The sequence below is a fragment of the Robertmurraya kyonggiensis genome, from assembly GCF_005116465.1.
GTDB classification, from domain to species: Bacteria; Bacillota; Bacilli; order Bacillales; family Cytobacillaceae; genus Robertmurraya; species Robertmurraya kyonggiensis.
Genome location: NZ_SWBM01000002.1, coordinates 326,511 through 346,089 on the forward strand (window position 1 = coordinate 326,511; position 19,579 = coordinate 346,089).

General features: G+C 41.6%; 20 protein-coding genes. 18 read left to right on the forward strand and 2 right to left on the reverse strand.

Features of this window, described 5'->3' with window-relative positions; all coding sequences use genetic code 11:
- Positions 1–58: 58 nt before the first annotated feature.
- From nuoL to FA727_RS24055, 8 genes are all read left to right on the forward strand, one after another.
- Complete coding sequence (gene nuoL, locus FA727_RS12835; protein ID WP_136831366.1) at positions 59–1,927, forward strand: NADH-quinone oxidoreductase subunit L; 1,869 nt, start codon at positions 59–61, stop codon at positions 1,925–1,927.
- Positions 1,924–3,411, forward strand: a complete 1,488-nt coding sequence (locus tag FA727_RS12840) for an NADH-quinone oxidoreductase subunit M (protein ID WP_136831368.1) — start codon at positions 1,924–1,926, stop codon at positions 3,409–3,411. Before nuoL ends, FA727_RS12840 begins: the two co-directional genes overlap by 4 nt.
- 5 nt (positions 3,412–3,416) lie before the next feature.
- Entirely contained in the window at positions 3,417–4,952 is a 1,536-nt protein-coding gene (gene nuoN, locus FA727_RS12845) for an NADH-quinone oxidoreductase subunit NuoN (RefSeq protein WP_136831370.1), read from the forward strand.
- Positions 4,953–5,393: 441 nt separating this feature from the next.
- The gene (locus FA727_RS12850) at positions 5,394–5,630 is read left to right on the forward strand and encodes a DUF1146 family protein (protein ID WP_136831372.1); all 237 of its coding nucleotides are present in this window, start codon (positions 5,394–5,396) and stop codon (positions 5,628–5,630) included.
- A gap of 347 nt (positions 5,631–5,977) precedes the next feature.
- Positions 5,978–6,724, forward strand: coding sequence for a YwmB family TATA-box binding protein (locus tag FA727_RS12855; protein ID WP_136831374.1), 747 nt, complete (start codon positions 5,978–5,980; stop codon positions 6,722–6,724).
- 32 nt (positions 6,725–6,756) lie between these two features.
- The gene (gene murA, locus FA727_RS12860; protein ID WP_136831376.1) at positions 6,757–8,061 is read left to right on the forward strand and encodes a UDP-N-acetylglucosamine 1-carboxyvinyltransferase; all 1,305 of its coding nucleotides are present in this window, start codon (positions 6,757–6,759) and stop codon (positions 8,059–8,061) included.
- 216 nt (positions 8,062–8,277) lie between these two features.
- Positions 8,278–9,294 carry a stage II sporulation protein D gene (gene spoIID / locus FA727_RS12865; RefSeq protein WP_136831378.1) on the forward strand — a complete coding sequence of 339 codons (1,017 nt, stop codon included), beginning with the start codon at positions 8,278–8,280 and terminating at the stop codon, positions 9,292–9,294.
- A 250-nt stretch (positions 9,295–9,544) separates the two neighbouring features.
- Positions 9,545–9,925: a hypothetical protein gene (locus FA727_RS24055; RefSeq protein ID WP_158318848.1), complete on the forward strand. Its 381-nt coding sequence runs from the start codon at positions 9,545–9,547 to the stop codon at positions 9,923–9,925.
- A gap of 9 nt (positions 9,926–9,934) precedes the next feature.
- Here the strand turns inward: FA727_RS24055 and FA727_RS12875 are convergent, their stop codons facing one another.
- A complete protein-coding gene (locus FA727_RS12875; RefSeq protein WP_136831738.1) occupies positions 9,935–10,315 on the reverse strand; it encodes a VanZ family protein in 381 nt (126 codons plus the stop codon).
- A 154-nt stretch (positions 10,316–10,469) separates the two neighbouring features.
- Between FA727_RS12875 and spoIIQ the strand changes: the two genes are divergently transcribed.
- From spoIIQ to FA727_RS12920, 9 genes are all read left to right on the forward strand, one after another.
- Positions 10,470–11,432 carry a stage II sporulation protein SpoIIQ gene (gene spoIIQ, locus FA727_RS12880; protein WP_136831382.1) on the forward strand — a complete coding sequence of 321 codons (963 nt, stop codon included), beginning with the start codon at positions 10,470–10,472 and terminating at the stop codon, positions 11,430–11,432.
- Positions 11,433–12,112: 680 nt separating this feature from the next.
- Entirely contained in the window at positions 12,113–12,385 is a 273-nt protein-coding gene (gene spoIIID, locus FA727_RS12885) for a sporulation transcriptional regulator SpoIIID (protein WP_126408089.1), read from the forward strand.
- Positions 12,386–12,656: 271 nt separating this feature from the next.
- Positions 12,657–13,658, forward strand: a complete 1,002-nt coding sequence (locus FA727_RS12890; protein WP_136831384.1) for a rod shape-determining protein — start codon at positions 12,657–12,659, stop codon at positions 13,656–13,658.
- 203 nt (positions 13,659–13,861) lie between these two features.
- Positions 13,862–14,698, forward strand: coding sequence for a flagellar hook-basal body protein (locus FA727_RS12895; RefSeq protein ID WP_136831386.1), 837 nt, complete (start codon positions 13,862–13,864; stop codon positions 14,696–14,698).
- 250 nt (positions 14,699–14,948) lie between these two features.
- Positions 14,949–15,791: a flagellar hook-basal body protein gene (locus FA727_RS12900; RefSeq protein WP_136831388.1), complete on the forward strand. Its 843-nt coding sequence runs from the start codon at positions 14,949–14,951 to the stop codon at positions 15,789–15,791.
- A 13-nt stretch (positions 15,792–15,804) separates the two neighbouring features.
- Positions 15,805–16,089 carry a DNA-directed RNA polymerase subunit beta gene (locus tag FA727_RS12905; protein ID WP_136831390.1) on the forward strand — a complete coding sequence of 95 codons (285 nt, stop codon included), beginning with the start codon at positions 15,805–15,807 and terminating at the stop codon, positions 16,087–16,089.
- Between the two features lie 161 nt (positions 16,090–16,250).
- Positions 16,251–17,393, forward strand: coding sequence for a M20 family metallopeptidase (locus FA727_RS12910; RefSeq protein WP_136831393.1), 1,143 nt, complete (start codon positions 16,251–16,253; stop codon positions 17,391–17,393).
- A gap of 93 nt (positions 17,394–17,486) precedes the next feature.
- Positions 17,487–17,921: a 3-hydroxyacyl-ACP dehydratase FabZ gene (gene fabZ / locus FA727_RS12915; RefSeq protein WP_136831395.1), complete on the forward strand. Its 435-nt coding sequence runs from the start codon at positions 17,487–17,489 to the stop codon at positions 17,919–17,921.
- A 149-nt stretch (positions 17,922–18,070) separates the two neighbouring features.
- Positions 18,071–18,391, forward strand: a complete 321-nt coding sequence (locus FA727_RS12920; RefSeq protein WP_136831397.1) for a hypothetical protein — start codon at positions 18,071–18,073, stop codon at positions 18,389–18,391.
- A gap of 24 nt (positions 18,392–18,415) precedes the next feature.
- Here FA727_RS12920 and FA727_RS12925 read toward each other — a convergent pair whose 3' ends face one another.
- The gene (locus tag FA727_RS12925) at positions 18,416–18,856 is read right to left on the reverse strand and encodes a YwpF-like family protein (RefSeq protein WP_136831399.1); all 441 of its coding nucleotides are present in this window, start codon (positions 18,854–18,856) and stop codon (positions 18,416–18,418) included.
- Positions 18,857–19,130: 274 nt separating this feature from the next.
- Between FA727_RS12925 and ssb the strand changes: the two genes are divergently transcribed.
- Entirely contained in the window at positions 19,131–19,493 is a 363-nt protein-coding gene (ssb, locus tag FA727_RS12930) for a single-stranded DNA-binding protein (protein ID WP_136831401.1), read from the forward strand.
- Positions 19,494–19,579 lie beyond the last annotated feature (86 nt).

Consider the following 19,579-nt stretch of genomic DNA (forward strand, 5'->3'; position numbering starts at 1 on the left):
CGCGGGCCCAATCAAACGCGCGTGGGTAATAAGCGCGTTCTAAAAGGGGATTGTGATATTGATGGAGAATGCATGGATCATACCGCTTTTCCCGCTTATCTCATTTTTGTTCCTTCTTCTATTTGGGAGGAGATTAAAGGAAAACAGTGGCTACGTTGGAATGGCGCTGACATTTCTCTCTTTAATCTACTCATTGGTGGTGTTGTTTGATCGCTTCAACCACCCGACGTATAAAGCCGAAGCAACATGGCTTGCAATAGGGGATGTGCAATTAACAGCGGGTTTTGAAGTCAATCAATTAAATGCGTTAATGCTCGTCATCGTATCGCTTGTTAGCTTTCTCGTTCATACGTATTCAAAAGGCTACATGCATGGTGATGACCGTTTTCACATTTTCTATGCGTACTTAGGATTATTTACATTTGCAATGTTAGGACTCGTCGTTTCTCCTAATCTACTGCAAACCTATATTTTCTGGGAGCTCGTTGGGGTCGGTTCTTTCCTCTTAATTGGATTCTATTTTTATAAGGAAGAAGCGAAGGCAGCAGCGAAAAAAGCTTTCATTATGACCCGTATCGGGGATGTTGGACTCCTGATCGGAATGATTCTCTTATTCTGGCAGGTTGGTAGCTTCGAATATGATGCTATTTTTCTAGCAGTTGAAGAAGGTGCTATTTCAGCAGGAATCATTACGCTGACAGCGATTCTGATTTTTATCGGAGCCGTCGGAAAATCCGGTCAGTTTCCGTTACATACATGGTTGCCTGATGCGATGGAAGGTCCGACACCAGTATCGGCTTTAATCCATGCAGCAACAATGGTTGCAGCTGGTGTGTACTTGGTTGCGGCGCTATTCCCGCTCTTTACAGCGAGCGAAACAGCACTCATGACCGTAGCTGTAATCGGTGCGTTCACAGCCATTTTTGCGGCAAGCATCGGGTTGGTTCAAACGGATATTAAAAGAGTACTCGCTTATTCGACCGTTTCCCAGCTTGGCTATATGATGTTGGCTCTTGGATCTGCAGGCTATGTGGCAGGTGTGTTCCACTTAATGACACACGCGTTCTTCAAAGCCTTATTGTTCTTGGCAGCTGGTAGTGTCATCCACGCGGTGCACACACAAAACATCGAAGAGATGGGTGGCTTATGGAAGAAGCTTCGCCTAACTGGCCCGTTGTTCTTAATTGGAACACTTGCCATTAGTGGAGTTCCATTATTCTCAGGATTCTTTAGTAAAGACGAAATTCTCATTGCGGCTTGGACAAATGGAAACCCAGTCTTGTTCTGGCTTGCTGTGATTGCCGCGTTCTTTACAGCATTCTATATGTTCCGCTTGTTCTTCATGGTGTTCACAGGGCAATCTCGCAGTGAGATGAAAAACGTTCATGAATCACCAAAAGTAATGACGGTGCCAATGATTGTATTAGGAGTACTTGCTGTTGTTGCAGGTTACTTCAATACACCGTGGTTTGGAACATTCCTTGGTGACTGGCTTGTAGAAGGAAATGAAGCATTGGGCCATGGTCATACAGAAGGTCCGGCATGGATCATGATCGTTGCAACGCTTGTATCCTTACTCGGGATTTTCCTAGCGTGGCTCATGTACGGAAAAAAATCTCTGCAAAGAGATTGGCTATCATCGCGGATGCCAATAACGTACAACATGCTTTATAACAAATATTATCTGGATGAGTTTTACGCATTATCCGTTGTGAAAACAACAAAAGGTTTATCGGTTCTTCTAAGTTATATCGAAGCTTTTGTGGTCGAAGGGATCGTTAAAGGCGTGGCAGGTATTGTTCATGGGCTTGGGAAAACAGGCTCAAAAATTCAAAGCGGTCAGGTTCAAGCTTACGGAACAGTGGCTTTTGTTGGCTTAGCAGTCCTAGTTGTCGTTTACGTCTTAGCAGGGGGGTACTTAAAATGAGCTTTTTATCAATTCTAGTGTTCTCCCCGCTACTTGGCATTTTAGTATTGGCGTTATTACCAAAAACGCAGGAATCCCTAATTAAACTAGTCGGATTCTTGGCGACTTTGCCAGCACTCGTCCTGGCACTTGTTGCTTTTGGAACAAAGGATTTAACGAAATACGATGTGGTGAAGGAATGGATTCATTTCGGATCAGATCCGAGCTTATTTTCTATCGACTATGAATTAGGCTTAAATGGATTCTCGCTCATCTTAGTCGTATTAACGGCCGTTGTTTCCACACTCGCTGCGATTGCTTCTATTCATATTAAAAAAGAATGGAAAGGCTACTTCATGCTGTTTCTATTATTGGAGATTGGCATGCTTGGAGTGTTTGCGGCACAAAATCTCGTGCTCTTCTTCATCTTTTTCGAGATTACGATGATCCCGATGTTCTTCCTAATTGGAAAGTGGGGCTATTTTGAAAAAGAAAAAGCGGCATATAGCTATTTAATCTACAACGGGTTAGGATCCGCTATTCTTTTGATTGTCATTATGGTGTTGTTTGCAAGAACGGGTACGGCGAACATTAACGACCTGATGCAATTAATGGCAGTCGAGGGTGCTAATACTCCTTCACCAATTTCTGAGTCGTTGAAAATGGGATTAGCCATTGCGCTTCTTATCGCCTTTGGCGTGAAGTTGCCAATCTTCCCATTGCATACATGGATGCTGCGCGTTCACGTACAAGCACCGCCTTCAGTCGTTATGATTCACTCAGGGATTTTATTAAAAATTGGGGCATTCGGTTTGATTCGCTTTGGCTTTGGAATTTTCCCAGAGCAATTCAAAACATTAGCAATATTACTCGCTATCTTAGGTGTCGTGAACCTTTTATACGGAGCGTTCTTAGCTTTCATTCAAACAGATTTCAAAATGGTCCTTGCTTACTCATCGATTTCTCATATGGGAATTGTCTTGATTGGACTCGGGGCATTAAATGAAGCTGGCATCCAAGGAGCGATTTTCCAAGTTGTCTCTCACGGATTGATTTCGGCATTGCTCTTCTTTTTGGTCGGCGTCTTCTACGAACGATTCCAGACCTCGACGATTGCGAATCTCGGTGGAATGGCAAAAGGAATGCCGCTTGCATCAGGCTTCTTATTAGCAGGCGCACTGGCTTCTCTAGGATTGCCAGGTATGTCAGGCTTTGTCAGCGAATTTATGGCTTTCCTCGGATTGTTTGAGGCGCATCCAGTTGTTGCTGCAATCGGTTGTATCGGCATCATTATGACGGCTGTTTACCTATTGCGAGCTGTCCTTGGCATGACTTACGGAAAAGCGGGGCGTGAATTTTTAGGAATCACTGATATCAAGTCCGTTGAATTTGTGCCAGTACTCGTATTGCTCGCACTTATTGTGTTAATCGGTGTTTACCCAAGTGTACTAAGCGAACCGCTACAAGCCACACTTGAGACTATCATGCTTGGGTTAGGGGGTTGATTTGAATGGATTTAGATACTTTATTATCGTTTGAGTGGGGCGCGATGGCACCGGAATTCATCATTCTTGGAGTCGCGACCATTCTATCCATTGTCGACCTTTTTGCTCCAAAGCATTTGGATCGAAAAATATTTGGCTGGATCGGTTTCGCTGGCATTTTGCTAGCGCTAGCGTCTTTAATCAATTTGGTAGGTCTTGGACCTGTCTCGATACTTTACGACACATTTAGATTAGATGGGTTTGCAAAAGCATTTAAGATTCTACTGTTAATCGGAGCGGCACTTGTCATGCTTCTCGCGCTAAGCTACAAGCCGAAAGAAGGAATGGAAGAATACAAAGGGGAATTCTACTACCTTCTTTTAGCAGGGTTGTTAGGTGCGATGATGATGGCATCCAGTGGCGATTTGATCACATTGTTCGTTGGATTGGAGCTTTTATCTCTATCCTCTTACATTTTGGCAGGGATTCGGAAAAAACATCTGCCATCCAATGAATCTGCGATGAAATACGTGGTGAACGGTGGAATTGCAACTGCGTTTACATTGTTCGGCATGAGTTATGTGTATGGGTTAACAGGTACAACGAACTTAATCGAAATGACAAACGTCTTGCCAAATCTGGCAAATGCGCAGTACATCTACATTTTAGGTATTGCCTTCTTCATGATTTTTGTGGGATTATCGTTCAAGTTGGCAACTGCTCCATTCCATATGTGGGCACCAGACGTGTATCAAGGGGCACCAACTCCAGTTACGGCGTTTTTGAGCGTCGTTTCAAAAACGGCTGGATTTGTGATCTTGATTCGAATTTTGCTCACGGTATTTGGAAATGCATTTGCAGGGAATTCTGGTGTAGCAGCCATGACCAATTTCTTGGTTGGCATGCAGGACTACATCGCGTTTCTTGCAGCGGCAACGATGATTATCGGAAACGTCGTTGCTCTAAGACAGCGAAACATTAAGCGAGTATTTGCTTACTCGAGTATCGCGCATGCAGGGTATTTGTTAGTAGCCGTAACAGCAATGTCCTCATTCATGTTTGATGCATTATGGTTCTATTTAGGAGCCTATCTGTTTATGAATGTGGGAGCATTTGCAGTAATTCAGCTGCTAACGCAGCATACAGACAACGAAGATATCGGAGTCTTTGCTGGATTGTATAAGCGGGCTCCATGGCTTGCGGTGGCAATGGGTGTGTTTATTCTGTCGTTGGCAGGTATCCCAGGTACAGCTGGGTTTATTGGTAAGCTGAACATTTTTATCGGGGCTTTAGCGTCTGAGCCGGCACATTACGTTCTCGCATCTGTCATGATTGCGACTACGGTTATCTCTTATTTCTATTACTTCGGAGTTCTTACGCAGATGTTCTTTAGACCAGCTGCAGAGGATGAAGGTGAAGGTGGGAAAATTAGAGTGCCGGTCGGGCTCAGTATAGCACTTGTCATTTGTGTGGTAGCCACGATTGTATTTGGTTTATTTCCAAATATCGCACTGGATTTCTTCCACACAAACTTTGAAGGGTTTGCAGATTTCTTGCAATAAGGATGGGAGTCAAACAAGGGGATTGTATATAGGATTACCGAAAAAGAAGGGGAAAAGGGGCCCCTTCTTTTTGTTTTGGGGTTTTAGGGACTGCTGGTTGATTGGGAGGAGGTCCATGAAGACACTACCATGTGCTGAACCGCTGTTAGTGTCCGCATGCCGCGTTCATGAAGAACTAATCAAAGGACCCCAGCAAATAGTGTCCTCATGCCAACCCCCTAATTATCTTTTTCAGAAAAACCAACAAACTACATCCAAACATCCATTCAAAAAACCAGCAAAATTACGCAAACCAACCAATCAACCCCAAAACAACTATCCTTCCCAAAAACTTCCTCCCCCACCTGAAACCTTTTCCCGATTTCTACGTCCAATAAGAAGGGATTCCTTACGAATGGTATAATAGAAGGCAGTGTGTATAATTAAGGAGGCGTTTTGTTTATGATTTCAGGTTTTGGAGACCAGGCACTCATTAGCATTATTTCACATCTTGTCTTTATTGCGTTGGCTTGGTGGGCATTACAAAGCATCAACTACGAAAAATTCATTCGCGGAAGCCATGTGTTCCAGGCACGTTTGCTATTCATATTGTTATCCATTGTCATTGGCGCTAGCGTAAGCAATTTTTTCCTAGATTATTTGCTTTGGTCCCAACAACTGCCATTGATGTTTCAATAAATAACTTATCGCGTTATCTACGACATTTTTCCCTAATAATTGTCCCAAAACTGTAATGTACGTGAATTATTGAGCAAAAAGAATCGAAAAACCATATTTATCAACGATTTTTCGCGAAGGGTTAGTGCTTTAAGCTTGTGTAAAATAGGGTAAAGAAACTAACAAAGATAGCCCTTTATACCTTTCCTAATTGGATTTTTTTTATGTACAATTCAGTTTGTGTGAATCTGCACAACCTAGGTGAATTTTTTAAGTGCTTAGCATAAATGTCAAAAAGTGACGACAACTCTCGAGTATGCTAATCCCCGACTTGGTAACAATGGTATTAAGGGGAGGAGAGACGAGAGATGAAGAGAAAAATCATGGCAATTTTGGCATTACTGGCAGTTATAGGAACATCACTTTTTTTCGCAGGAGATAGATTTGTAAAGGCAAAGGGACAAGAGGACCTTCTGACACTAGTGACAGTTTTACAAAGTGAGAATATAGATATCAGTGGATGGTCTCTACATGCAAGAGAAAAAATCGAAACAAGTAAGTTAGAGGACGTACAAAAATATGTCCAAACTCTTAAAACGAAATTTCCAGACTGGACATGGCAGGTCACCTCGACTTCAGATAAATGGGAAGCAATCGCTACAAAGGCGTCTTCTCAAGGTTTTCAGGAGAACATTCAAATTTTATCTACCCTCACAATGGATAATCCACAAACTTACATGATCTATGAGGTACAAGGTAAGAATTTTACGGAAAAAACAGAGCAATTTATAAAAGAGGACCTACAACAAACGTTTTCTGACATTTTTCGGGAAAATACCACAATTTTCTCTTGTATAATAGGCGAATTCAATGATAAGATGAATACAAATTTGCCTTTTACGGTAAATCGAATTCTTGATTTATTCGAGGCGAAAGAGATGGAATCCATCCAAGAAGAAAACTTTGTTGCCACGTCGGCTTATTCGCCATTATTCGCAGATGGGTTAACAACCAAAGATAAAGAAATGAATTTACAGCTAGGAATTCGAACTGAAAGGTTGGGCGCACAGACTACCCTTGTAGTTGGCACACCAATCATTACGATTGAATATTAATATAGAGAAATTGGACGCGGAGGGGAATACATTTGGAAAAAATCATCGTCCGCGGCGGTAGAAGGCTAAGCGGTTCTGTAAAAGTAGAAGGAGCAAAGAATGCAGTTTTGCCAGTTATTGCCGCAACACTATTAGCAAGTGACGGAAAAAGCGTAATTCGTGATGTGCCAACTCTCTCCGATGTATACACGATCAATGAGGTATTACGCTATTTAAACGCCGATGTGACGTTTAAAAATAACGAAGTCACTGTCGATGCATCTAGAGAGTTAAAAGTTGAAGCACCTTTTGAATATGTTCGTAAAATGCGTGCTTCCGTTTTAGTAATGGGATCACTTCTTGCAAGACTAGGCCGTGCACGTGTAGCATTGCCAGGTGGTTGTGCAATTGGTTCAAGACCGATTGACCAACATTTAAAAGGCTTTGAAGCAATGGGAGCAACGGTAAAGGTTGGTAACGGATTTATCGAAGCAGAAGTAGAAGGTCGCCTACAAGGTGCCAAGATTTACTTAGACTTCCCAAGTGTTGGGGCAACTGAAAACATTATGATGGCTGCTACGTTGGCACAAGGAACAACAATCATCGAGAACGTGGCAAAAGAGCCAGAAATCGTTGATCTCGCAAACTTCTTGAATAAAATGGGTGCGAAGGTACGTGGTGCTGGAACAGGAACGATCCGAATTGAAGGAGTAGACGTTCTGTTTGGTGCTGACCATAACATTATACCTGATCGTATTGAAGCTGGAACTTTTATGGTTGCTGCTGCAATTACAGGCGGGAACGTGTTGGTTAGAGGAGCGGTTCCAGAACATTTAACTTCCCTCATTGCTAAGATGGAAGAAATGGGCGTTATGTTTGAGGAAGAAGAAGATGGTCTACGTGTAATCGGTCCAGATAAGTTAAAGGCAGTGGATATTAAAACAATGCCACACCCTGGATTCCCAACTGACATGCAGTCGCAAATGATGGCGTTGTTGTTGCATGCTCAAGGTACTAGTATGATCACTGAAACCGTTTTTGAAAATCGATTCATGCATGTGGAAGAATTCCGTCGCATGAACGCAGATATTAAAATTGAAGGTCGCTCAGTTATTTTAAATGGCCCTTCAAAATTACAAGGTGCAGAAGTAGCTGCAACCGATTTACGTGCAGCTGCCGCATTAGTTTTAACAGGCTTAGTAGCTGATGGAACGACTCGCGTTACTGAATTAAAGCATCTTGACCGTGGATATGTTGACTTCCACAACAAGCTTGCTGCACTAGGAGCTGACATTGAGCGCTATTCTGAGGTAGAAGAAGCAGAAGTAGTCTCAGCAGCTTACGATTTAAACGCGTAATATAGAATTAGCCGAAAAACCGTGAAATGGATCTCCATTTTTACGGTTTTTTTGTTTAGAAAAATCATCCAATCATATTTGTCTAACATAAGATATTGTGGTTTAGGAGAGAAAAACTTATGCATGTAAGATGATTAATTTTTTGTGACATATTTGCAAGACAGGCGCCATATGTATAGAAGTAGGTTTGACCAAATTACATATGGAGGCTCTAACATGATAAAAATGAAACCATTCGCACTAATAGCTGCAGTACTATTTGTTGTCACCATCATGATTCCGACATTACTTGTCCTCCCCTTTATGGAAAAAACATCGGGTAACGAAGCAGAAGCGGCTCCCGAAGTCGAGGTAGAAACTACCCAGCCAGCTGTAGAAGTCGCTGTCTATCGTTCCGGTCTGGAAAAAGTTGAAAAGCTTCCTCTTGAAGAATATCTTGTAGGTGTTGTTGCAGCAGAAATGCCAGCAGACTTTGAATTAGAAGCGCTAAAGGCACAGGCCTTATCGGCGAGAACGTATACCGTGGATTGGTTAATGTCAGGAGCTAAAGCAGAAGTACCTGAAGGAATAGATGCGGATATATCGGATACTGAAAACAATCAAGTATATAAAAATGATGAAGAGCTACGGAAGCAATGGGGCAAAGATTATTCTTGGAAAATAAGTAAGATAAAAGAAGCGGTTGCCGCTACGAGTGGGCAAATTCTAACCTTTGAGGGTGCTCCGATCTATGCTGCTTTCTTTTCGACGAGTAATGGATATACCGAGAATTCAGAGGATTATTTTCAAGAACCACTTCCCTATTTAAAAAGTGTGGAAAGTCCCTGGGATGTAAATACGGAGAAATTCCATGGACAGCTGGTGATTAAGGTCAAAGACTTTGAGAAAAAACTAGGTGTTAAGTTGGGGGATAGTGCAGAGGTCGGAAAAATCGTTGAGAGAACGAAAGGGAACCGAGTTGCTAAGGTTGATATCAATGGTAAGGCATTGACTGGAAAAGAAGTGCGAGAAGGGCTTGGACTGAAGTCTTCGGACTTCACATGGGAACGAAAAGGTGACAACGTCGTCATTAATACAAAAGGAAACGGCCATGGAGTCGGCATGAGTCAATTCGGCGCAAACGGCATGGCACAAGAAGGAAAGAAGTACGATGAGATTGTACAGTACTACTACAATGGGGCGACGATTGATACAACCAAAACGTTACTGACAAAGATTACAGCAAGTCGTTAGTTGTGGAGCGGACATTTGGGGGAATGTTCGCTAAGTAAGAGTAGAGACAAAAAGGAAGCTGTTCCCGGAAGGTTTTAGTTACAACCTTTTGGTGAACAGCTTTGCTTTGTTTTGATTGCCAACTTTAGGAAAAAGCATTTAAAAATAGGTAATCAAATGATTTGTCGGTCAGGATGGGCGGTATCCAATTCAACTTGGCGTACAAAATAGATTTGTCGGTCAGGTCAAGCAGAAATCTTCACAACTTGGCGTGCAAAGTGGATTTGTCGGTCAGGAAGAGCGGAATCCCCCTCAACTTGGCGTGCAAAGTGGATTTGTCGGTCAGGATGAGCAGAATTTCCTCAATCTTGGCGTGCAAAGTGGATTTGTCGGTCAGGATGAGCAGAATTCCTTCAATCTTGGCGTGCAAAGTGGATTTGTCGGTCAGGATGAGCAGAATTTCCTCAATCTTGGTGTGCAAAGTGGATTTGTCGGTCAGGATGAGCAGAATTCCTTCAATCTTGGCGTGCAAACTGGATTTATCGGTCAGGATGAGCAGAATTCCTTCAATCTTGGCGTGCAAACTGGATTTATCGGTCAGGTCGGGCATAATCCTCCGCATCCTGGCGTGCCAACAAGAGCCAACCCCTAACGAATCCCCTTACCCCCGAAAATACCCCATAATGCGCTCAAAACCATGCTTCCTATACGCACGCATTACAAAGTAACTCGCCACCAAAACTCCGGTAACATCCTTTACGAAGTCAATGATTGTTGCAGAGCGCGCAGGAACAAACGACTGGTGAATCTCATCCAGTAAGCCATACCCACAAGCAATTAATCCACAAATCAAACTCGCTCGAAAAGAGAATTTACCTGTTGTGAGCAAAGCCCCCACTAACAGCAAATACAAAATCGCAAACTCTACAAGATGAAGGGATTCTTTTACAAAGCTATCCACAGTAGAATCTGGAAGCTCCACGACGGCATTGTCGGGCATGCTGGATAGAGTCCAAATCAAAATCATATACGCGAACGGCATCAGCCGCAGAAACCATTTTACAAAGAATTTCAAAAAAATTTCCCCCTACATGAATAATTTCAAAGTCGTTGTCGAAAAATAAGACAAAAAAATTTTTTTAGAAATGTATATATTTATCGTGATCTGTTCAGAATGATTGCTGAGGTGATGATAAATGAGAGAGGAAGAAAAGAAACGATCTTCTCAAGATTCAAAGTTGAAGCGCTTCATGAAAAAGCGTTGGGTATACCCAGCAATTTATCTTGCAAGTGCTGCAATCATTCTAACCGCGGTTCTTTGGTACCAAAATAGCAACAATGCAACTGATGACCAAGTCGATTACGAAGCTACTGATCTTTCAGGCAAAAAATACGATGAGCCTGCACTCGAAGTAAACAGATCAATGGAAAACTTTTCTATGCCTGTGAAGGATCCAGATTCAGTCGTCATTCAAAAGCAATTCTATGAATACGATGGCACTGATGAAGAGCAAGAAGCAGCATTAGTTTTCTACAACAACACGTATCATCCGAATACTGGGATTGATATTACTCAGGAAAGCGGAGAAACGTTTGATGTATTAGCTGCGTTAAGTGGAACAGTAACGAATGTAGCAGATGATTCTTTACTCGGAAACGTAATCGAGATTGAGCATGATAAGGGTATTGTAACACAATATCAATCAGTTACAGACATTGATGTGAAGGTTGGAGACCAAGTAGAACAAGGTCAGGCTCTTGCAAAAGCAGGAAAAAGCTTATTGAATGAAGAAGCTGGTACCCATCTACATTTTGAAATTCGCAAAGATGGTGTTGCAGTTAATCCACTTGATTACTTCAACAAGCCATTAAGTTCTTTACAAGAAGCTAAGGTCACAAGTACTGAAGAAGAAGATGTGGATGATAGCGGCAAAGCTGATGATTCATCTACAGTAGCCCCTGATGAAGACAAAGCAGCTTCAGATGAAGATGCAACGACTTCAGACGAGGACAAATCAGCTACAGATGAGGACGCAACAACTTCAGATGAAGACAGTTCTCAAGATGAAGATAAAGCAGAAGAAGAGGACACAGATGCAAACAAGACAGATGATGAGTCTACAACGAATGAAACTGACTCTGAATCTGCTGGTGCATAATCATAATATGTAACATAAAACCCGCATCCTTGTGATTGCGGGTTTTTTTCTTTTTACACTGTTAAAGGTGGGTGTTGATTTTACATGATGTGAAAAATAGGCGGAAAATTTCTGACTGATCAAGAAATTAACCTATTTCCCCTAATTTTAACTGCTTGACCTTGAAATGGTTTAGTATCTTCATGAGCTCTTCATAAGGACTCTATTTGCAGCACATCTCCGATTAGTGGCTTTATGAGTCGCCCATGAGGATATTAATTTTTATCAGTGTCTTCATGAAGAGGCACTGTTATAGAAAAAGCGCGAGCCCCACCAAAAAAGTATCCATAATAGCGAAAAAACCTGGAATCCCGGCAAAACCATACCGCTGTATACCGCCTTTTCATTTTCCCTAACCAATAATTCGTCTTATTTTTCAAAAAATTTACCTTATACCTTGTCCCTATTAAGCTTTTCGTGCATATTCCGTTATCCAAGCTAATAAACTGTTACAAACCTTACAAAGAGAGTGTTTGAGGTGAGGAATCGTTTGATGACGAGAATGTATATTCAATAGGAGACATGATTATGACTTGAAATCCCTGCACAATTTATAACGTGTGGAACAACAGTACTTGATGAAGCGAAAGAGCGAGTCTCATTTCACACTTCTCACATCCAATTTAGGGAGGGCGAGTGGTGTGCACGATTACATCAAAGAGAGAACTATCAAGATTGGAAAGTATATCGTGGAGACGAGAAAAACAGTTCGCGTAATTGCGAAGGAGTTTGGCGTATCCAAAAGTACAGTCCATAAAGATTTAACAGAGAGGCTTCCTGAAATAAACCCAGAACTTGCTAATGAAGTAAAGGAAATCTTAGATTATCATAAATCAATTCGCCATTTACGAGGTGGAGAAGCAACAAAGATGAAGTATAAGAAGGAAGAACTAGAAGGCGAACCGATTCAGTAAGGAATTTGTGAATATGGTAATATATCGAAATCCCTAGCGAGAGTTCTAACCAATCTGACAAATTTTACGAAAAAATACCACAATTTTTGACAAATTGCTACGTTCTTGATTTGAAATGTGATAGAATAGACAATTAGGATAGAGTGTGTAATTTCGCACATAACGAATACAATAACTTATAAAATTCGACATCAAGTAACGAACAATGAAAGAGTACGAATTCCGTGCTTTTAGATTAGATTGGGACCATTTTCAAGGAGGATTTATTAGAATGCTTGCTAGGGATATTGGAATTGATTTAGGAACTGCTAACGTATTGATCCACGTAAAAGGAAAAGGAATTGTTTTAAACGAGCCATCTGTTGTGGCGATTGATAAGAACACGAATAAAGTTCTTGCAGTTGGTGAAGAAGCAAGACGCATGGTAGGACGTACACCTGGCAACATCGTGGCGATTCGTCCATTAAAAGACGGCGTTATCGCTGACTTTGATGTAACAGAAGCAATGTTAAGGCATTTCATCAACAAGTTAAATGTAAAAGGCTTTTTATCAAAGCCTCGTATCTTAATTTGTTGCCCAACAAACATTACAAGTGTTGAGCAAAAAGCGATCAAAGAAGCTGCTGAAAAAAGCGGCGGGAAGAAAGTGTATTTAGAGGAAGAACCAAAGGTTGCGGCAATTGGAGCAGGTATGGATATTTTCCAACCAAGCGGAAATATGGTTGTTGATATCGGTGGTGGAACAACGGATATCGCTGTATTATCAATGGGTGATATCGTAACTTCATCTTCCATCAAAATGGCTGGAGACAAGTTCGATAGTGAAATTCTTCAATACATTAAGCGCGAATATAAGCTGTTAATCGGTGAACGTACAGCTGAAAATATTAAAATCCAAATCGGAACAGTTTTCCCAGGCTCTCGCAATGAGACGATGGAAATTCGTGGCCGTGATATGGTATCAGGATTACCAAGAACGATTTCTGTTAGCTCTGAAGAAATTGAGCAGGCATTACGTGAATCAGTTTCCGTTATCGTTCAGGCAGCAAAAGGCGTCCTAGAACGCACACCGCCTGAATTATCAGCGGATATTATTGACCGCGGTGTTATTATCACAGGTGGGGGAGCCCTTTTACACGGATTTGACCTTCTTTTAGCAGAAGAGTTAAAGGTACCAGTACTTGTGGCAGAAAACCCAATGGATTGCGTAGCAATCGGAACAGGCATTATGCTTGATAATATTGACAAAATCAAAGGCTATAAATTTGCCTAAATAGTATGGGGAAATGGTGAACGGAACCGGTGGTAATACTGGTACTTTTCACCATTTCTATGTTTTTTGCCCTTTTTCTACAAAAATATAATGTTTATTCGTCAATTTTTTCTTATAATAGAAGATAAGTATGATTTTGGATATGTAAACTGTTGATATAGATGACGATATATAGAAGAGAGTAGTTATAAAGGGGTGAGCCTATGTTTAAAGGGTTTTACACGGTAGCATCAGGGATGCTTGCACAGCAACGCAAAACAGAAATGTTAACGAATAATATGGCCAATGCCAATACACCAGGTTTTAAAGCGGAGCAATCTTCAATGAGAGCTTTCCCAGAAATGCTTTTAAAAAGCTACGAAACGAAGCAAATTCCAACGGAAAAAGGCTTGAATCTATCATCAGGTCAAGTCGTTGGTTCCATAAATACAGGTGTCTACATGCAAGAAGCGATGCCGAATTTTATCCAAGGAGCCCTTCAGGATACGGGTCAAAAAACGGATCTAGCTTTGATTGATTCGTTAATGCCAACAAATGAAGATGGTATCAAAGGAACAGTCTTTTTCACCGTGCAAAATGCTGCAGGGGAGACTCGCTATACACGTAATGGTGATTTCACTCTAGATGGACAAGGCTACCTGACAACAGGAAGTGGTTATTATGTCCTTGACCGAGAAGGAGATCGAATTCAGCTTTCAAGCGATCAGTTTGCGGTTGATGGAGAAGGATACCTACAGGGAGCTGCGGGAGAGAATGCGAATCTTGGGATTGCATTTTCTGCGAATCCTTATCAAATGGTCAAAGAAGGTGATGGCCTTTACCGTACAGCAGATGGTGCTGAACTTGGCGATGCGAGAGCAGCAGCAGGTGTAGATTTTAACCTACAGCAAGGATTTTTAGAAGGTTCGAATGTGGATACAGGTCGAACAATGACGGACATGCTTACCGCATACCGTGCATTTGAAGCAAACCAAAAAGTCTTGCAGGCTTACGATAAAAGTATGGAAAAAGCGGCCAACGAGGTTGGACGTATCGGCTAATTATAAGGCTCTTTTCTCAAACTTTGTTGTTTTTGGAAGATAAAATTAAAAACCAAATTGTTATTTCAAGCAGACGTATTATCGAAAAGTTTGAGAAAAGTGCCGTGGACTTTCTATGCGTAGCACAATGCTTAGTATAAAGCGGAATGGTCGGCATTAGGACCATTCCATAACTACAAGTATTTTTTCGAAGAAAAAAAAACAATCCGTGCGAAGACAGCCGGTAATAGAAAGGGAAGGAGGTTAACAGATGAACCGCACAATGATTACGGCAACGAACACGTTAGCCCAGTTGCAAAAGCAAATGGACATGATCGCCAACAATATGGCAAACATTGATACGAATGGGTATAAAAAAAGAGATGCGACCTTTACTGAGTTGATGTATCAGCAATTCGATAATCAACGTCGAGATGAGGCAGAAGTGGGGCGTCTTACACCGAATGGCGTTCGACAAGGTACTGGGGCGCGAATCGGACAAACACAGCTTGATATGACACAAGGAAATGTGAAACAAGCAGACCGCCCATTGGATACGGCTTTTACAAAAGAAGGTCAATTATACAAGGTACTCGTTCAGACGGGTGTAGGCAACGAAATTCAATATACGCGTAACGGGGCGATGTATTTATCTCCAGTTGGAGAAAATGAGGTAGCTCTTGTGAATGCGGATGGCCATTCGATTGTTGATGCGAATAATAATCCGATTTACATCAACGGCGAAGCGAAAGAATACAACATTGATAGTTCAGGACAATTGTCTGTGACGATGACCAATGGAACGGTTCAGACCTTCGAATTAGGTGTTGTTCAAGTGAACAAGCCGCAATTTTTAGTGTCTAAAGGGAATAATCTGTTTGGACTTCCTGAGAATTTTGCTGAACTGAATGTAGGTGTAGAAGAGATTCTCACTGATATGGTTGGACCACTACGTGGGGAAATCGGCATTCAAAGTCATGCACTTGAGTCGTCAAATGTTGATATGGCAAAAGAAATGACAGCTCTTATGAACGCACAGCGCGCTTATCAATTCCAATCCAGAGCCGTTTCGATGGCAGATCAAATGATGGGACTAGTGAACGGAATTCGTTAAAAGGGGATAAAACATGTCGTTAGATAACAGTAACCAAAAAGTAGCAGAAACACGCGAACAGGTAAAACAGGCAAAAAAAGAAATGATGGCTGAGAGAGAAAGTGGCGAGAAGCGAAAGAGAATTCGCATTCGTCTTATTCCCCTATGGCTTCGACTTCTCATTATTGCGGTATTAATCGTGTTATGCGTCATTCTGGGTGCGATGTTTGGTTATAGTGTCATGGGGAATGGCAAAGCAACAGATGTCTTTGACAAATCCACGTGGACACATATTATCGATTTAATAAAAAGTGAGTAGAAATTTCGCGGAATCGGTTCTAAGTACCGATTCTGTTTTTTTGGATTAAATAGACATAATATTCAAGTATTTGTGCAAAGTTACTTTGAAATACATATAAATAAGTAAGAGGAAATGGCCGATATAAGCAAAAATAACAACATTATAGGGGATGCAGACATATGCAAAAGTTTTTACAGGAGAAAAAAGGGGAAATGTTAGAGTTGCTTGAGCAGCTCGTCAATATCGATAGCGGTTCGTATGTGAAGGAAGGCGTCGATCATGTTGGAACCATTTTAAAAGAAAAATATGAGGAACTCGGATTTATTGTAGATGTAAAAAAGGAAGAGGAATACGGGAATAACTTGGTGATTCAGCATCGGGAAGCAAAGGATCCGAAAATTATTCTCGTAGCCCATATGGATACAGTTTTTCCAGAGGGAACGGTTGCAGAACGACCATTTCGTATTGAGGGCACGCGGGCGTATGGACCAGGTGTGGTTGATATGAAAGCGAGCCAAGTTGAGCTTCTGTACGCGATGAAGACGCTTGTAGAATTTGGACTACCAGGATATGAAAATGTTCAAATCGTGCTCAATAGTGATGAGGAAATTGGATCGATTACGTCTCGTCCTTTAATTGAGAAGCATGCGAAAGGAAAACGGTTTGCGTTAGTCGTAGAGCCTGCACGAAAGGATGGCTCTCTTGTGACAGCAAGACGTGGGGGAGGAACGTATACGCTGATCGTCAAAGGGAAATCAGCACATTCAGGGATTGAACCGGAAAACGGACGAAGCGCGATTGAAGAATTAGCATATAAAATCATCCAGCTGCACCATTTGAGTGACCATGAAAGAGGCATTAGCGTTAATGTGGGTTTAATTGAAGGTGGTACGGCAGTTAATATCGTCTCCCCAAATGCTGTGGCTCATATTGATATTCGTATATCCGAATTAGAACAAATGGAATACTTGGAACAACGCATCAAGGAAATTTGCGCAACAACTGAGGTACCTGGTACCGAAATTGAGCTTGAAGGGGACATTAGTCGTCCGCCAATGGTAAATAATGAAAAGACGCAAGCGTTGCTGGGTGTTATTCGCGAAGTCGGTAAGGAAATTGGCATCGAAGTTCATGATACCTCTACTGGTGGTGGGGGCGATGCTTCTTTTACCTCAGCAAGAGGAGTTCCTACCATCGATGGGCTAGGACCTGTTGGCGGGAATGTGCATAGTGAAGAAGAGTATTTGGAGATTGATACATTGCCGGAGCGGACACTACTGTTGGTGAAGACGATTGAGCGGTTGTCAAAGCGGACAAGATAAAATAGGCAAGACTAACTTGCAACCCTCCTACTATATCCGCTACAATAGGAGTATGTGTATGAAACCTAGTATTAGTAGGAGGTACTAATTATTATGTTAGATATTAATGAAATTAAGAAAATTATTCCCCATCGTTATCCATTTTTACTTGTAGATAAAATTGTGGAAATTGAAGAAGGAAAAAGAGCTGTCGGCATTAAGAATGTGACAGCGAATGAAGAATTTTTCAATGGCCATTTTCCTGATTATCCAGTAATGCCAGGCGTGTTAATCGTTGAGGCGCTTGCGCAAGTGGGCGCAGTTGCTGTGTTAAAAAAGGAAGAAAATAAAGGTCGACTAGCCTTTTTTACGGGAATTGATAACTGCCGCATTAAGCGCCAGGTGAAACCAGGTGACCAGCTTCGTCTAGAGGTTGAAATGACACGCGTACGTGGTTCTTTCGGAAAAGGAAAAGCAACGGCGACTGTGGACGGTGAGCTTGCTGTTGAGGCTGAAATTAGCTTTGCCCTTGGGGAAAAGCAGGAATAGTTAGTTTGAGAAATGCTCTATTTCGGTAGAGTATTTTTTTATGGGAATTTTTACCCTAAATCGATGCAAGTAATTTATCTTTTTGGGCATCCTAACATCAGACCGAGGTATGAGGTCGAATATGAATACATGTGAAAGGAGCTTTTACTATGCAGAAAAAGCTTTTAGCGTTACTTGGTTGCTCTCTGTTATCGGTAATGGTGTTTGCGGGATGTGCGAATAATGATGATCAGGATCCTCCTCCAGAGGACGATGTGAATGTGGAAGATCCAGTATTAGATAATGATGATACGAACAATGATATCATTGATGACAATAATGGAGACAACGATATCATTGACAACAACGATAACAATGATGATACCAACACCGATAATGACGGGGACGCTGTGACGGACGATAACGACCCAGGCGAAGACATCATTGAAGATAACAATGATGCAACTGATAATGACAATAAAGATGAATAGCAGAAACGTAAAAAACTCCCTTTGTTAGGGAGTTTTTTGTTCTTTCGCTGTTAACTTCGGTCTAGTGACCATTTTTGATTTGAACTCATCTAGCAGATCATCCCCAGTGAGACCTTTTTCAAGTAAGTCCCCTAAGAGTAACTCAGCATAATGATTTTTTGCTCTCTTTAATGTACCCTCAAGTAGCACACTAATGTGATTATCAAAAGTTTGTAGGGAACGAGCCTTCACTTTGAATGGAGCAGGATCATTTTCTTTCTTAGTGATGACCGCCTGTACGAGCAATTCTTTTTCTTGGTCAATACACTCATAAAATAAATCATAAAAGGATTTATCGGTGTAGCATTCCATCAGCCACGTATTGTTTTCATCCTCTTTATTGATGATTAATCCGTCCTCTAACGGAACGTCCAGCCATTCGTCCTGTTTGACAATTTGTAGGGAGATTAACTTAAATGTTTTCATTCGTACCTCCTGCAAAATTCCGATTTGATGAAATTATAACACATATATGTCTAAAGGCTGAACCTCAACAAGTAATGTCGGAATATGTCGAACGAAAGCTGTCGAATAAAGAAAAATAATTATTTACTCCGAATTTGCAGGCGAAAACCACCCATTTCAGCTGGGAAACTCTTGTTTTGCCCCGAATTTGACGCCGAAAATGGAAACTTGAGCGTTTTACTAGAAGGAATAAATTGGTTATGATGGCGGCATCACGGTGAAAGGAGATGAAGTAATGATTAATCAAGTAACGTTGGTTGGTCGGTTAACGAAGGACCCTGAGTTAAAAGTAACTCCGGATGGAAATTCAGTTGTGAATGTGACGCTGGCGGTGAACAGAAATTTTAAGAACCAGAAAGGGGAAATAGAGGCTGATTTTGTGCAGCTGACCGTTTGGCGAAAAAATGCCGAAAACTTATCCCTTTATTGTAAAAAGGGAGCGTTGATCGGCGTAACGGGTCGAATTCAAACGAGAACCTACGATGATCAGGATGGGAAAAGAAAATATGTGACAGAGGTCATTGCAGAATCTGTCCGGTTTTTGGACACCAGAAGGGATCATGTAGCCAATATTGAAAAAGAGGTGTCGATGACGTGAAGGAAATAAGCAAGGACAAAAGCTTAGAGATCTTACTGGAGCGACTCATTATGATGGTTGGCAAGTCTAACGAGCGCGCGGAACAC

Coding starts and splice junctions, on each gene's coding strand:
- FA727_RS12840 (WP_136831368.1), top strand. CDS start 1,924: ATGAGCTTTTTATCAATTCTAGTGTTCTCCCCGCTACTTGGCATTTTA.
- nuoN (WP_136831370.1), top strand. CDS start 3,417: ATGGATTTAGATACTTTATTATCGTTTGAGTGGGGCGCGATGGCACCG.
- FA727_RS12850 (WP_136831372.1), top strand. CDS start 5,394: ATGATTTCAGGTTTTGGAGACCAGGCACTCATTAGCATTATTTCACAT.
- FA727_RS12855 (WP_136831374.1), top strand. CDS start 5,978: ATGAAGAGAAAAATCATGGCAATTTTGGCATTACTGGCAGTTATAGGA.
- spoIID (WP_136831378.1), top strand. CDS start 8,278: ATGATAAAAATGAAACCATTCGCACTAATAGCTGCAGTACTATTTGTT.
- FA727_RS12875 (WP_136831738.1), bottom strand. CDS start 10,315: ATGCCGTTCGCGTATATGATTTTGATTTGGACTCTATCCAGCATGCCC.
- spoIIQ (WP_136831382.1), top strand. CDS start 10,470: ATGAGAGAGGAAGAAAAGAAACGATCTTCTCAAGATTCAAAGTTGAAG.
- FA727_RS12890 (WP_136831384.1), top strand. CDS start 12,657: ATGCTTGCTAGGGATATTGGAATTGATTTAGGAACTGCTAACGTATTG.
- FA727_RS12895 (WP_136831386.1), top strand. CDS start 13,862: ATGTTTAAAGGGTTTTACACGGTAGCATCAGGGATGCTTGCACAGCAA.
- FA727_RS12900 (WP_136831388.1), top strand. CDS start 14,949: ATGAACCGCACAATGATTACGGCAACGAACACGTTAGCCCAGTTGCAA.
- FA727_RS12905 (WP_136831390.1), top strand. CDS start 15,805: ATGTCGTTAGATAACAGTAACCAAAAAGTAGCAGAAACACGCGAACAG.
- FA727_RS12910 (WP_136831393.1), top strand. CDS start 16,251: ATGCAAAAGTTTTTACAGGAGAAAAAAGGGGAAATGTTAGAGTTGCTT.
- fabZ (WP_136831395.1), top strand. CDS start 17,487: ATGTTAGATATTAATGAAATTAAGAAAATTATTCCCCATCGTTATCCA.
- FA727_RS12920 (WP_136831397.1), top strand. CDS start 18,071: ATGCAGAAAAAGCTTTTAGCGTTACTTGGTTGCTCTCTGTTATCGGTA.
- FA727_RS12925 (WP_136831399.1), bottom strand. CDS start 18,856: ATGAAAACATTTAAGTTAATCTCCCTACAAATTGTCAAACAGGACGAA.
- ssb (WP_136831401.1), top strand. CDS start 19,131: ATGATTAATCAAGTAACGTTGGTTGGTCGGTTAACGAAGGACCCTGAG.